At 70.5% G+C, this 12,890-nt stretch carries 12 protein-coding genes; 6 read left to right on the top strand and 6 right to left on the bottom strand.

Translation table 11 applies throughout. The features are described 5' to 3' along the window. Positions 1–42: 42 nt before the first annotated feature. The 5 genes from IF22_RS0110900 (at position 43) to IF22_RS0110880 (ending at position 6,387) form a co-directional block, all read left to right on the top strand. Positions 43–960 (top strand): dihydrodipicolinate synthase family protein, encoded by a 918-nt coding sequence (locus IF22_RS0110900; RefSeq protein WP_245233597.1) that lies wholly within the window; start codon positions 43–45, stop codon positions 958–960. Between the two features lie 178 nt (positions 961–1,138). Further along, a complete protein-coding gene (locus IF22_RS0110895) occupies positions 1,139–3,184 on the top strand; it encodes a M6 family metalloprotease domain-containing protein (protein ID WP_036411164.1) in 2,046 nt (681 codons plus the stop codon). An 85-nt stretch (positions 3,185–3,269) separates the two neighbouring features. Next, positions 3,270–3,704, top strand: a complete 435-nt coding sequence (locus IF22_RS0110890; RefSeq protein ID WP_156057442.1) for a hypothetical protein — start codon at positions 3,270–3,272, stop codon at positions 3,702–3,704. After that, complete coding sequence (locus tag IF22_RS33700) at positions 3,701–4,285, top strand: TlpA family protein disulfide reductase (RefSeq protein WP_051708314.1); 585 nt, start codon at positions 3,701–3,703, stop codon at positions 4,283–4,285. The genes IF22_RS0110890 and IF22_RS33700 overlap by 4 nt, the downstream gene beginning before the upstream one ends. A gap of 206 nt (positions 4,286–4,491) precedes the next feature. Continuing rightward, complete coding sequence (locus IF22_RS0110880) at positions 4,492–6,387, top strand: CocE/NonD family hydrolase (RefSeq protein ID WP_051708312.1); 1,896 nt, start codon at positions 4,492–4,494, stop codon at positions 6,385–6,387. Between the two features lie 89 nt (positions 6,388–6,476). Here the strand turns inward: IF22_RS0110880 and IF22_RS0110875 are convergent, their stop codons facing one another. The 3 genes from IF22_RS0110875 to IF22_RS0110865 form a co-directional block, all read right to left on the bottom strand. After that, positions 6,477–7,406, bottom strand: a complete 930-nt coding sequence (locus IF22_RS0110875) for an LLM class flavin-dependent oxidoreductase (RefSeq protein ID WP_036411162.1) — start codon at positions 7,404–7,406, stop codon at positions 6,477–6,479. Then, positions 7,403–9,265: an LLM class flavin-dependent oxidoreductase gene (locus IF22_RS0110870; protein WP_245233596.1), complete on the bottom strand. Its 1,863-nt coding sequence runs from the start codon at positions 9,263–9,265 to the stop codon at positions 7,403–7,405. Before IF22_RS0110870 ends, IF22_RS0110875 begins: the two co-directional genes overlap by 4 nt. 246 nt (positions 9,266–9,511) lie before the next feature. Beyond that, entirely contained in the window at positions 9,512–9,991 is a 480-nt protein-coding gene (locus IF22_RS0110865; protein ID WP_036411238.1) for a MarR family winged helix-turn-helix transcriptional regulator, read from the bottom strand. A 122-nt stretch (positions 9,992–10,113) separates the two neighbouring features. Between IF22_RS0110865 and IF22_RS0110860 the strand changes: the two genes are divergently transcribed. Next, the gene (locus tag IF22_RS0110860) at positions 10,114–10,761 is read left to right on the top strand and encodes an FMN-dependent NADH-azoreductase (RefSeq protein ID WP_030330864.1); all 648 of its coding nucleotides are present in this window, start codon (positions 10,114–10,116) and stop codon (positions 10,759–10,761) included. Between the two features lie 38 nt (positions 10,762–10,799). On the opposite strand, the gene arsB is transcribed toward IF22_RS0110860, so the two are convergent. From arsB to IF22_RS0110845, 3 genes are all read right to left on the bottom strand, one after another. Continuing rightward, positions 10,800–11,894 (bottom strand): ACR3 family arsenite efflux transporter, encoded by a 1,095-nt coding sequence (gene arsB / locus IF22_RS0110855; protein WP_030330862.1) that lies wholly within the window; start codon positions 11,892–11,894, stop codon positions 10,800–10,802. 68 nt (positions 11,895–11,962) lie between these two features. Continuing rightward, entirely contained in the window at positions 11,963–12,370 is a 408-nt protein-coding gene (locus IF22_RS0110850) for an arsenate reductase ArsC (protein WP_156057440.1), read from the bottom strand. 47 nt (positions 12,371–12,417) lie between these two features. After that, the gene (locus IF22_RS0110845; protein WP_030330851.1) at positions 12,418–12,813 is read right to left on the bottom strand and encodes an ArsR/SmtB family transcription factor; all 396 of its coding nucleotides are present in this window, start codon (positions 12,811–12,813) and stop codon (positions 12,418–12,420) included. Positions 12,814–12,890 lie beyond the last annotated feature (77 nt).

The raw sequence follows: 12,890 nt of genomic DNA, 5'->3' as shown, positions 1-12,890 counted from the left end.
GTACCGATGACGGGCGTTTGCCGGCGGGGAGGGGATATCCGAGTGGGAACTGGTAGGCCCTGGCGGGGCGTGCTGGTCGCCATCACCACACCGTTCCGCGCCGACCTGTCGGTCGACTTCGACCAGCTCCAGGAACACGTCCGTTGGCTCGCCGCCGAGGGGTGTCACGGGGTCGCGCCGTGCGCGTCGATGGGGGAGTACCGGGCCCTCTCCGACGACGAGCGGGCCGCCGTGGTGAAGGCGACGGTGCAGGCCGCGCCACCCGGTTGCGCGGTGGTGCCCGGTGTCGGCGGTTACGGCAGCAGGCAGGCCCGCCACTGGGCGGAGCAGGCCGCCGCGGTCGGCGCCGACGGCGTGCTGGCACGGCCGCCCGACGGGCCCGCCGCCCGGCCCGCCGATGTGGTCGCCCACTACCGGGAGGTGGCGGCGGTCGGCCTGCCGGTGGTCGCCCACAACGACCCGTACGACGCCCGGCTGGACCTCACGCCGGACCTGTTGGCCACCGTCGCCGAGATCGACGGGATCGTCGCGGTCAAGGAGGTCACCGGCGACGTCCGCAGGTTGCACCGCCTGCGGGACCTCTGCCCACACGTGGACGTGCTGGTCGGGGCCGACGACGTGGTGCTCGAACTGGTGTTGTGCGGCGCCACCGGATGGATCGCCACCCTGCCCAACGCGCTGCCCCGCCAGGCCGTGCGCCTGTACGAGCTGTGCGCCGCCCGCGACCTGGCCCGGGCGCTGCCGCTCTACGCCGAGCTGCACCCGATCCTGGGCTGGGCCTCGCGGCCGGAAGCCGTACAGGCGGTCAAGCTGGCCATGGAGTGCGCCGGGCGGTTCGGCGGACGGTGCCGCCCCCCGCGCGGACCCCTGTCCGGCACCGCTGTGGACGGGGTGCGCCGCGACGTGCTGCGGGCCCTCGCGGCGACGGCCGGGCCGGCGTTCGGGGCCGGCAGTGGCTGAGCCGGCGGGCACGCCGGTCCTTCAGGTGTCGGAAGTCGCCGGCCCACCTGCCGACATCTGCACGGTGACCGGCACCGGCCCGCCCTCCTAGATTCGCTGCGCGGCCTGCTGACAGGTGTCGCGCGGTACCCCCACCGGGACGCCAGCGCCGCGTTTTCCTCCGACGAGAGGTGATTCCGTGCACCGTGCTACCCCCCATCGAACCCGGCTGAGGCGGGCCGTACTGGCCGCAGCCGTGGTGACCACCCTGGTGGCGACCGGGGCGGCGCAGGCCGCCGCGGCCCCGGCCAACCCGGCCGGCGGCACCGCGCCGTTCCAGGTCCTGGACCCGCAGGCCTGGCAGAACCCGGACACGATGACCTGGAACGACTACAAGGCTGTGCCGGGCAAGAACTGGGCCGACCCGAGCGTGTCGGGCTCGGTCCGCAACTTCAAGATCGCTCTGGTGGCGCTCGACTATCCGGATGAGACGTTCGCGGTCTCCCAGCGGGCCCGCTCGACGGTGTTCGGCAACCCGCAGTCCGTCGCGACGAACATTCCCCGGGCCGACGTGCCGAAGTTCTACCAGGACTTCCTGAACACCCCGAACACTTTGAACAAGGGCCACACCCTGCACGAGTACTGGATGCAGGACTCCAACGGCCGCTACGGCGTCGACCTCACCGGGTTCGGGCCGTACCAGATGCCGGCCAAGTCCTACCAGTACGGGCTGGACAACGGGTTCAACCCGGGTGCCTGCCCGAGCGGGGACGTGTGCGGCAAGAACATCCGCACCGACGGCCTGGGCGCCTGGCGGGCGGCCGTCGGCGAGGAGGTCGCCAACCAGTACGAGTTGGTGTTCATCCTCAGCGCCGGCCAGGACGAGTCGTCGACCTGGCAGGAGTTCGGGCAGATGATCTTCCAGAACAAGGAGGACGTGCCGGACGCCTGGGGTCCGCCGGACCCCAACCTGCCGAACTGGGCGAAGACCCGCTACGTGGACTGGACCTCGTGGAAGGCGGCGGCGACGCTGTGGCCGAACGCTGGCGGCGGCTCCTCGACGCAGGGCGAGAGCTCCGGCATGGGCGTCTACGCCCACGAGTTGTCCCACCTGCTCGGCATCGGCGACAACTACAACAACCCGTACGGCGAGCCGCTGCGCCGGGCGTACACCGGGATCTGGAGCATGATGTCGCGCGGGTCGTTCAACGGCCCGGGCGGTCCGCACACCCGCTGGCAGATCCCACCGACCAACGGTGGCTCGATGGGCTCGCTGCACACCCTGCGGGACAAGATCAAGATCGGGCTGGTCGGCGAGGAGCACGTGCTGCGGCTGTCGCGGGAGTCGCTGGCCTCCTCGGGTCTGGTGGTCGCGCAGGTCACGTCCCGGGCGGTCGACGCCGGCCCGAAGGGTCTGAGTGGGGTGAACATCGCGCTCAACAAGGACCTGTCGCCGACCTGTGCGGTCAGCACCGACCCGTTGTGCGACGGCGGCAACTTCAACAACTACACGGTCGAGGTCGTCGACCGGATGGGCGCGGACTCCTTCACCCCGGACAGCGGCGTGCTGCTGAGCAAGACGAAGAACGCCGACAGCGCCCCGTTCCAGTGGGTGGTGGACGCCAACCCGCAGGACATCGACATGATCGACTTCTACCGGCCCGACGGCACCCCACAGAAGATCACCATGGGTGACTACCGGCAGCTCTCCGACGCGCTGTTCCACGCCGGCGCGGACACCGGCAGCCAGTACGAGTACGTCGACGAGGCCAACCGGCTGCACTTCTACATCATCGATCTCAAGCGGGACTCGGCCGGCTCGCTGTCCTACACCGTGGCGGTGCGTTCCCTGGACGGCACCGGCGGGCCGAGCAGTCACGGAGTGAACCTGGGCAAGGGCGAGGTGACCAGCGGCGGCAAGCCCACCAACCGCGGCGTGACCTGCTCGTTCGAGCTGACCAACACCGGTACCTACTCGGCCGGCGGGCAGCAGCACCCGGAGAACGTCAGCGCTTACCTGAAGTCGGACGTCTACCGCCTGTCCGCGGAGGTGGCCGGCAAGGGTTGGCGGACCTGGCTGCCCAACCAGCTCGCCACCGCACAGTTCGGCAAGGCCACCACGGTCACGGTGTCGGTGGGTGCCACCGCCGCCGCCGCGGAGACCGGCTTCGTGAAGCTCACCGCGACCTCGGAGAGCGACCCGACGAAGACGGTGACCAAGCAGTGCCGGGTCGAGAAGTCCTGACCGACGCCCGAGGTTGACCCCGGTCCTGCCGGGTCCGCGGCGACAGGCCGCCGCGGACCCGGCAGGCGGGCCGAAGGAGGATGACGTGCGGCGAAGCATCATGACTCTGCTGCCCCTGCTGCTGGCCGGCGCGACCGGCTGCGGCGCCGTCGGCGCCACCCAGGAGGCGGTCTCCCCGACGACCGTCCGGGTCCTGGTCCGCGACATCAACATCCGGGCCGCGGGTGTGGACTGCGCCGGCACCGGCCCGTACACGCACTTCCACAACCGGGCGCCGTACCGCGTACTCGACCCGGACGGGGCGGCGGTGGCCAGCGGGCAGCTGCCGGCGGGAACCGCGGTGGCCGCCTTCGCCGAGGACCTGGGGGTCGAGCGCATGCCCACCTACTGCGAGTTCGCCGTTGCGGTGCGCGTGCCGCAGCGGGCCTCCTACCGGCTGGAGGTGGACGGCCGGCCGGCGCTCGACCTGACGTCGGACAGCAGCGAGGGCCCGGCGCTGGTGGCGGTGGTCCCGTCATGAGGCGGGCACTCCTGCCGCTGCTGCTGACTGTGGCACTGCTGGGCGGATGCAGCACGCCCACACCCGAGGCCGGGCCTCCACCGGCGCCCGCCGGAGGGGCGGCGGCGCTGCCCGGACCGGTCCCCGCCGACCTGGCGTTGCGCCCGGCACCCGGCACCGCCCCGGCCGCCCCGGCGTTCACCGGCGCGCTGACCGACGGCACACCGTTCGCCGCCGCCGAACTGTGGGCGCAGCGCCCCGTCGTCTTCACCTTCTTCAACTCCTGGTGCACCACCTGCGCCAGTCGCCAGGCCGCCCTCAGCGAGCTGGCCCGCAGCTATCGGGACCGGGTGGTCTTCGTTGGCGTGGCCGGCGCGGACCAGGCCGACGAGGTCCAGGACTACCTGCGCGCCCACCAGGTGGAGTATCCGGTCGTCCTGGACGACCAGCAGACGATCTGGCGTTCGTACGCGGTGCGGGAGCCGCCGGCCGTCGTGCTGGTGGCCAAGGGTGGCGCACTGCTGCGCGGCTGGCCGGGTGGCCTGGACGCCCCGACCCTCGACCGGCGGCTGCGGGAGCTGGTGCTGGCCGGCCAGCCGTAGCCCCGTCATCCAGACACCCCGGTGCGACGCCGGCCCGGCACCGGTCGGCGTCGCACCGGGGTCTTGCCGTGCCCGCCGCACTGCTGCCCGCCGGGCGACTGACGCACCCCGTCGAAGCACGCCCGACGAACTTCCTACACGTGCAGGTGGTGGCACCGGCCGCCGGCTCGTAGCGTACGCAGCCTCGGACACATCAAGGAGAATGCATGGCTACAGTGGGAACGCGGTGGCGCAGAGGCGTGGCCGTACTGTCCGCGACAGTGCTCGCCGCCCTCGGCGCGGCACCACAGGCGCTGGCGGCGGACGGCCCGCCGTCGATCGTCGTCCAGGACGGCGTCACCCAGCCGGTGTTCGGCTACGCCGACGCCATTCGGGAACGCCTCTTCATCGACTCCACCTTCGACAGCGACAACGACGGTCTGCGCGACATCATCGCGTTCGACCTGATGCGGCCGGCGGCCACCGCACAGGGGCTCAAGGCCCCCGTCGTGATGGACGCCAGCCCCTACTACTCGACTGTCTGCCGGGGCAACGAGTCCGAGTGCAAGGCGGACCTCGACGGCGACGGGCTGCTGGACAAGTGGCCCCTGTTCTACGACAACTACTTCGTGCCGCGCGGCTACGCGGTCATCCTGCTGGACATGGTCGGCACCAACAACTCCACCGGCTGCCCGACCACCAACGCCAACCAGGACAACCTGAGCGCCAAGCAGGCCATCAACTGGCTCAACGGCCGGGCCACCGCCCGTAACGCCGCCGGTGAGATCGTCAAGGCGGACTGGCACAACGGCAAGACGGGGATGATCGGCAAGTCGTACGACGGCTCGCTGGCCATGGCCACGGCGGTGACCGGCGTGAAGGGCCTGACCACCGTCGTGCCTATCAGCGGACCGACCGAGTACTACGACTACGTGCGCAGCAACGGCGTGGTCACCCGCGGCAACAGCTACGTGTCGTCGCTGGCCAACACGGTCACCAATCCCGAGCGTCGGGACTACTGCAAGCCGGTACGCGACGCGATAGGCGCCGCCGACGGCGACGAGCACGGCGACTACACCTCCTTCTGGAACGAGCGCAGCTACGTCAAGAAGGTCCCCAACGTCACCGCCAGCGTGCTGCTCTACCACGGCCTCAACGACGACAACGTCCGCCCGGACCACTTCAGCAAGTTCTGGTACGCCCTGGCGGAGAACAACGTGCCGCGCAAGCTGTGGCTGTCGCAGGAGGGCCACGTCGACCCGTTCGACTCGCGCCGCGCGGTGTGGGTGTCGACGTTGCACCGGTGGTTCGACTTCTGGCTGCAGGGCGTCGCCAACGGCATCATGGACGAGCCGCGGGTGGACCTGGAGCGCTCCGCCGACGTGTGGGAGACCCACGCCGACTGGCCGATCCCCGGCAAGGCCGACACCGAGGTGTTCCTGCAGCCCGGCGCCACCGGCGCGGGCGGTCTCGGGCTGGTGCCCACCGCGAAGCCGGCGACCGGGGCGTTCCAGGACAGCCGCACGCAGAGCCAGAACACCATGATCCTCAACCCGGACGTGGTGCAGCCCAACCGGCTGGCGTTCCTCTCCGCGCCGCTGTCCGCGCCGCTGCACATCTCCGGCACGCCCACCGTGCAGCTGCGGGCCTCCGCCGACCAGGCCGACACCAACCTCGGGGCCATCCTGGTCGACTACGGCACCGACGAGCGGGTCGCGCACCGGGCCTCCGGCGAAGGGATCATCACCCTGGACACGTCGGACTGCTGGGGCGAGAGCAGCCCGACCGACGACGGCTGCTACAAGCAGACGGCGAAGCGGGTGGCCACCGCCGACTACGAGCTGGTCACCAAGGGCATCATGGACGCCCAGAACCGGCAGTCGATCCGCGTCGCCGTGCCACTGGTGCCGGGGGAGTCGTACAACTTCAGCTTCCCGCTGCTGCCGGAGGACTACGTCTTCAAGCCCGGCCACCGGATCGGCGTGATCATCGTGGCCAGCTACCCGCAGTACTCCAGCCAGGCGGACACCACCGCCGCGAACCTGAAGGTCGCGCTGAAGAGCAGCAATATCGTCCTGCCCGTGGTCGGTGGCACCGCCGCCGCACACGCCGCCGGTCTCTGACCGGCTGATCGCCGGGCCGCCCAGCGTGGCTCACCACCGGGCGGCCCGGCGATCACCTCTCCGGGCCGCCCACCCCCACCTCGCGGCTCCTACGCTCTGGGCGGCCGGGCGGCTGCGCCGGCCTTGCGTTCCCGCTCGACGACCTCTCGCACGGCAGGTGCGATCTCGGCGCCGAAACGCTCGGTGATGCTCGGGTCGTCCCCACCGATGATGAAGGCGCTGATGCCGTCCCGCAGCGCCAGGTCGACGATCTGGTCGACCCAGGCGGCGGGCGGGCCGTTGAGAAGCCCACGCGGGGCTGACGAGAGCTGGACCTTCATGAAGTTCATCAACCGTCGTACGGCTGCCGGGTCGCGGCCGGCGTCGTGCGCCGCGCCGTCGATTCGCGCGTTGAGTTCCGGTAGGGAGTCGGCGCCCCGGGGCAGGTACTCGATGCTGGGCAGCCAGCCGTCGGCGACCGCACCGGTGAGCGCGAGCATCTTGGGCTTGTACGCCCCGACCCAGATCGGGATGTCGTGGGCGGGACGCGGTCCGCGTCGGGCGCCCTTGACCGAGTAGTACTGCCCGTCGTAGCTCACCTCGCCGGGGGCCGTGGTGTCCCAGATCTCGCGGATGATCTCGATCCCTTCGCGCAGCGCGGTGACGCCCTGGGCGGCGCTGAGCCGGCGTCCGCCCATGGCGGCGATGCCGTCCCAGAACGCACCGGCACCGATGCCGAGTTCGAAGCGGCCGCCGCTGAGGATGTCGAGCGAGGCGGCGGCCCGGGCCAGGACGGCCGGTGGCCGTAGCGGCAGGCTGGTGACGTTGGCGTTGAGGTGGACGCGCTCGGTGCGGGCCGCGGCGAAGGCGAGCAGGGTCGACGTGTCCAGGTACGAGGCCTGGTACGGGTGGTCCTGGAAGCTGACGAGGTCGAGGCCGGCCCGGTCCGCGGTGACCGCCAGGTCGACGACCTGTCGGGCCTGTTGTGCGGCGGGTGTGATGAAAGCGCCGAAGAGCAGGTCGTGTCCGTAGTCGGTCATGCCTGTGCCTCCTTCGTTGTCCGCGGGTCGATGGCGAAGTTGTCCCGGAAGAGGTTGTCCGGGTCGTAGCGGTGTTTGAGTGTGCGAAGGCGCTCCAACACCGGTGCCGGGAAGGCGTCGAGCAGCCGTTCGGGACTGCGGTCGGTCTCGAAGCTGAGGTAGAGGCCGTCGAAGTGCTGACGCAGTGGTTCCCATACGGCGTTGAGGCGCTGATTGTTCTGGCCCATCGCCGTCAGCTGGAATGCCGGCGTCCGATGGCTGAAGGACGCCTCGCCCGGTGCGACGTCGGCGATCGCGCCGCCCATGGCCCGCAGCTCGAAGAAGTAGACGCCCCCGCTGCGAAGCATCGCCGCGGCATCACGGGCGAACTCGGGGGTCAGTGTGGGCAGGAAGGCCGACCGCGAGTTCGGCTCGCCGAATCCCTGGTGGCCGTTCGGCCCGACGTCGGCGGCGTTGCCCATGACTCCCGAGTACGGCGTCATCACCACCTGCTGTCCGGCGAGCGCCCCGAGTTCCAGGAACGGTGTCAGGCGCGCCACGACGGTGTCGGGATCCGGGTTGTCGACCACAGCGAAGAGTTGGATGGTCGACGTGCCCGCACGCGGCTGCCCGGTCACGAGGAACACCGTGGTGTCCCGTGGTGCCGAACTGGCCAGTTCCGCGAAGCGGCGCAGCGACTGCTCGATGTCGGTGGAGAGCAGGACGAGTTGCGCCCAGCCGACCTCGCCCACCTCGTCGACCTCGAATTCGAACGAGGTGGCGATGCCGAAGTTGGCGCCCGCTCCCCGTACGGCCCAGAACAGTTCCGGGTTGTGCTCTCTGCTCGCCCGCACCTGCCGTCCGTCGGCGAGTACGAGGTCGACCGACCGGAGATGATCGATCGTCAGGCCGTGGTTGCGCGAGAGCAGGCCGATTCCGGCCGCGGTGGCGAGCCCGCCGACGCCGACGCCGCCGTAGTCGCCCGAGCCGAGTGCCCACCCGTGCGGGGTCAGGGCTTCGGCGACCTGCTTCCAGGTCGCGCCGGGGCCGATGCGCACGAGCCGGCGGACGGGGTCCACCACACTGATCGTGTTCATGGCGCCCACGTCGATCACCAGGCCGCCCCGGTTTGTCGAACGGCCGCTGATGCCGTGGCCGGCGCTGCGGATGCCGAGGGGCAGGTGCCGGTGTCGTCGGGCGAACTCGATCGCGTCCGACACCTCGGCCGGTGTCGAGGGCCGCAGCACCAACCCGGGAGCACCGCCGCGCAGATAGGTGGAGGACAGGGAGCGGTACTGCGGATCGCCGGGCTCGACCGCGGCGTCGGCGAGTGACGCTGGTACGCCGTCGTAGTCGATGCCCGGCTTGCGCTGGGCGCGCACCGCGGCCGAGCGTCGGCGTACGCCGCTGCGGTGGTCGCCTTCGGCGGCGAGCGCTGCGAGGCGTTCGACGTCCTCGCGCGAATCCACCGGGACCACGACGGGCAGGTCGGCTTCGGCGAGGCGGGCCAGTTCCGCCGGCTTCGCGTCCCGTGGCGCGACGACCCAGCCGGCGGGGTCGGAGATGATCCGCCCCTGCGCCAGCAGGTCGATGCTGTCCAGCGCCTTGGCGATCACGCTCGGGTACTGCGCTTGCGGGTCGGTCGGATCGGGAGCGGTGGTGGCGCCGGCGGGGGCACCGATGGCGATCCGGCGTGTCGATCCCGCCAGCCAGACCGCCGCGGTCCAGGGGTCCAGGCCGGCTGATGTCCCGGTCGCCGCGTCGGCGACGACCACAAGGTCCAGGCCGCGTTCCTCGGCGAGGCGGGCCAGCTCGACTGTCTCCAGCGGCGCGCGGGCCAACCGTGACGCGTCGAGGACGATGCCGATCTCCATGATCATCTGATGTTCCCCATCCCGACTCGCGCGAGCAGTGCGATCACTCGCGCTCTGAACCCTGTCGCGGCCGGTGTCTGGTGCCGGTCGTCGCTCAGTTGAATGCTCGGCCAGGGAGATAATATTCCACGCAGACGATCTGCTCGGCAATGCGTACGACGATCACCCGGGCGGCCCGGGAAAGGGACGCCGTGACCTGGGGGTGCAGTTCCGCCCGGTGGAACAGGCGACGCGGTGCACCCCGCCCGGGCGTCAGCGGGTGCTGGCCTCCGGAGCCTCGGAAATCTTCCGGGTCACATGGCAGGCCACCTCGCGCAGGACGTCGATCTGGCTCGCGGTGAGGCCGTCGATGACGTAGTCACGGACGGCCGCGACGTGGCCGGGGGCCGCGGCGACCACAAGATCCCACCCGGCGTCGGTGAGCGAGGCCACGGTGTAGCGGGGGCTTTCCGGGTCGGGGGTGCGGCGGAGCAGGCCTCGTTGTTCGAGGCGTTTGACGACGTTCGACAGTCGGGACAGCGAGCAGCTGAGGTGGCTGGCGAGGTCACTGAGTCGCATGGTTCGCCCCGGCGCCATGGACAGGCCGCTGAGCACGAAGTAGTCGAACAGCGTGAGGTGGTTGTCCCGCAGGAGTTGGGCGTCGAGGGCGCTCGGCAGGTTGAACATGAGTTTGGCCAGCGCAAGCCAGGCGTCGCGCTCGTGGTCGGTCAACCACCGAGGTTCGTCGGGCATGGCGCAAGCGTACGTGTCGGCGTGGTTCACGAGGGTGAGGGACGTCTCCTTCAGGTTCAAGCTTGAACAATCTGCTCTAGGGTGAAGTTCAACCTTGAACCTCAGTTCCCCAGGGAGTGCTCGTGACCTTATTCCGGCTTGATGCCAGCATCCGAACGCACGGCTCGGCGAGTCGTGAAATCGCGGACATCGTCGAGGAGGAGTGGCTCGCCAGTCATCCCGGCGACACCGTCGAGCGCCGCCACGTCGGGGTGGACACCCTGCCGGCAACCCTCTGGGCGGCGGCGGTGTCCGCCGGTATGACGCCGGCCGAGGAACGCACCGCCGAGCAGCGGGAGGCGGTGGCCCTCGCCGCGACGCTGGTGGACGAGTTGCGGGCCGCCGACGCGTTGCTGTTCGCCGTGCCGCTCTACAACTTCGGCGTCTCCCAGCATTTCAAGACGTACGTCGACGTGGTGCTCGCGGACCCGCGGGCGACAACGGAGCCGTTCCTGGCGGGTAAGCCCACAGTGCTCGCCACGGTGCGTGGTGGCGCGTACGGTGCCGGCACACCTCGGGAGGGCTGGGACCACTCGACGCCGTACCTGCGCCGGATCATCGGTGACTGCTGGGGCGCCGACCTCACCGTTGTCGAACGCGAGTTCACCCTGGTCGGGGTCAACCCCGCACTCGACGCGTTCGTCGACCAGGCCGCCCAGATGCACGCCGGGGCCCTGCAGTCCGCCCGGGAGGCCGGTCGTGCCCTCGGCGCGCTGAGCGTCCCGAGCTGAGCCGTCTCTTCCCGAGAACCGGAACGCGGGTCAAGCGGTCACCCCGAAGCTGCCGGCTTCAGCTGCTTGATGTCGGGGTGACCGAACCGGCGCCGGGCGGCGAGGCTGACGTAGACGAGGGCGACCAGCACCGGCACCTCGATCAACGGCCCGACGACGCCGGCGAGGGCCTGACCGCTGGTGACGCCGAACACGCCGATCGCCACGGCGATGGCGAGTTCGAAGTTGTTGCCGGCGGCGGTGAAGGCGAGCGTGGTGGTGCGTTCGTAGCTCAGGCCGATCGCCCGACCGATGGCGAACGAGCCGAACCACATGATCCCGAAGTACGCGAGCAGCGGCACCGCGATGCGGGCCACGTCCCAGGGCTGGGCGGTGATCGCGTCGCCCTGCAGGGCGAAGAGCAGCACGATGGTGAACAGCAGCCCGTACAGGGCGACCGGCCCGATCCGCGGCAGGAACCTCGCCTCGTACCAGTCGCGGCCCTTGGCGCGTTCGCCGAGTCTGCGGGTGAGGTAGCCGGCGGCCAGGGGGATGCCGAGGAACACCAGGACGCTGCCGGCGATGTCCCAGCCGGAGACGGAGAGCCCGGCCTGCTCCAGGCCGAGCCAACCGGGCAGCACGGTGAGGTAGAACCAGCCGAGCAGGCCGAAGGCGAGGACCTGGAAGACCGAGTTGAGGGCGACCAGGACGGCGGCGGCCTCGCGGTCGCCGCAGGCCAGGTCGTTCCAGATGATGACCATCGCGATGCAGCGGGCCAGGCCGACGATGATCAGGCCGGTGCGGTACGCGGGCTGGTCGGGTAGGAGCAACCAGGCCAGGGCGAACATGACGGCGGGGCCGACGAGCCAGTTGATCACCAGGGAGGAGATCAGCAGGCGTCGGTCGGAGGTCACGGTGTCGAGGCGGTCGTAGCGGACCTTCGCCAGGACCGGGTACATCATGACGAGCAGACCGAGGGCGATGGGTACGGATATTCCGCCGACCTTGACGAGGTCGAGGGCCTCGTCGAGGCCGGGGATCAACCGGCCCAGGAGCAGGCCGGCGACCATGGCGGCGCCGATCCATACCGGCAGCAGCCGGTCCAGCGTCGAGAGTCGGGGTGCGGTGCTCGACGGGGTGGTCGGCGTCGTCATGTGCCTGGTTCCTCTGTTGGTTCCACGGGGGGCCGGTGGCAGGTCTGGTGGCCGGTGCGCTCGCGCGGTCAGATGGCGGAGCGCAAGTCGCTGAGGAGTTTCTCCACCCGGGTACGGATCTCGTCACGGATGGGGCGTACCGATTCGACGCCCTTGCCGGCGGGGTCGTCGAGTTTCCAGTCCTCGTAGCGCTTGCCGGGAAAGACCGGGCAGGTGTCCCCACAGCCCATGGTCACGATGACGTCAGAGGTCTCCGCGGTGGCGTACTCGAGGAGCTTCGGTGTCTGGTCGGTGATGTCGATGCCGACCTCGCGCATCGCCTCGACGGCGGCCGGGTTGACGGTTTCCGCGGGAGCGGAGCCGGCGGAGCGGACCTCGACGGCGTCGCCGGCGAGGTGGCGCAGCCAGCCGGCGGCCATCTGGGAGCGGCCGGCGTTGTGCATGCAGACGAACAGGACGCTGGGCTTGGCGGGCACCAGGGCCCTCCTTTCAGTACGGGGTGCGGCGTCGGGAGAGCGCCCGGTCAGGAGTCGGTGGCAGGCTGTGCGGCGGTCACCGGTTCGACGGTGAGCAGCGCGGCGAGTTGGCGCAGGATCACCGGTCGGGCCCGGTAGTACACCCAGGTGCCGCGCCGCTCGGCGTCGACGAGGCCGGCCTCGCGCAGGGTCCTGAGGTGATGCGAGATGGTCGGACCGGTGAGGTCGAAGGCGGGGGTGAGATCACAGACGCACACCTCGCCGTTGTCGGCGGAGGCGATCATCGACATCAGCTGCAGGCGAACCGGGTCGCCGAGGGCCTTGAACGCCGGCGCGAGCAGGGTGGCGGTCTCGGCCGGCATGCGGTGCTGCGCCAAGGACGGGCAGCAGACCGCGTCGGCTGTCACGTCCACGAGGGGGAGAGGCGCCGCTTGTTTCGACATTCCTCTAGGTTGACATCTCTCTAATCAGCGTGCAACTGTCTGTTTCGACGGACGTCAAGACAGCGCCTCGGCACCGA

The sequence above is a fragment of the Micromonospora parva genome, assembly GCF_000718515.1.
GTDB lineage: Bacteria > Actinomycetota > Actinomycetes > Mycobacteriales > Micromonosporaceae > Micromonospora > Micromonospora parva.
Note: the sequence above shows the minus strand (reverse complement) of the source record. Positions and strands in the feature narration are given on the sequence as shown.

What these genes read in the sequence shown, in the direction of transcription:
- arsB (WP_030330862.1), bottom strand. Translation starts at nt 11,894, where the DNA reads ATGACGACGCCGACCACCCCGTCGAGCACCGCACCCCGACTCTCGACG.
- IF22_RS0110870 (WP_245233596.1), bottom strand. Translation starts at nt 9,265, where the DNA reads ATGATCATGGAGATCGGCATCGTCCTCGACGCGTCACGGTTGGCCCGC.
- IF22_RS33700 (WP_051708314.1), top strand. Translation starts at nt 3,701, where the DNA reads ATGAGGCGGGCACTCCTGCCGCTGCTGCTGACTGTGGCACTGCTGGGC.
- IF22_RS0110865 (WP_036411238.1), bottom strand. Translation starts at nt 9,991, where the DNA reads ATGCCCGACGAACCTCGGTGGTTGACCGACCACGAGCGCGACGCCTGG.
- IF22_RS0110845 (WP_030330851.1), bottom strand. Translation starts at nt 12,813, where the DNA reads ATGTCGAAACAAGCGGCGCCTCTCCCCCTCGTGGACGTGACAGCCGAC.
- IF22_RS0110875 (WP_036411162.1), bottom strand. Translation starts at nt 7,406, where the DNA reads ATGACCGACTACGGACACGACCTGCTCTTCGGCGCTTTCATCACACCC.
- IF22_RS0110880 (WP_051708312.1), top strand. Translation starts at nt 4,492, where the DNA reads ATGGCTACAGTGGGAACGCGGTGGCGCAGAGGCGTGGCCGTACTGTCC.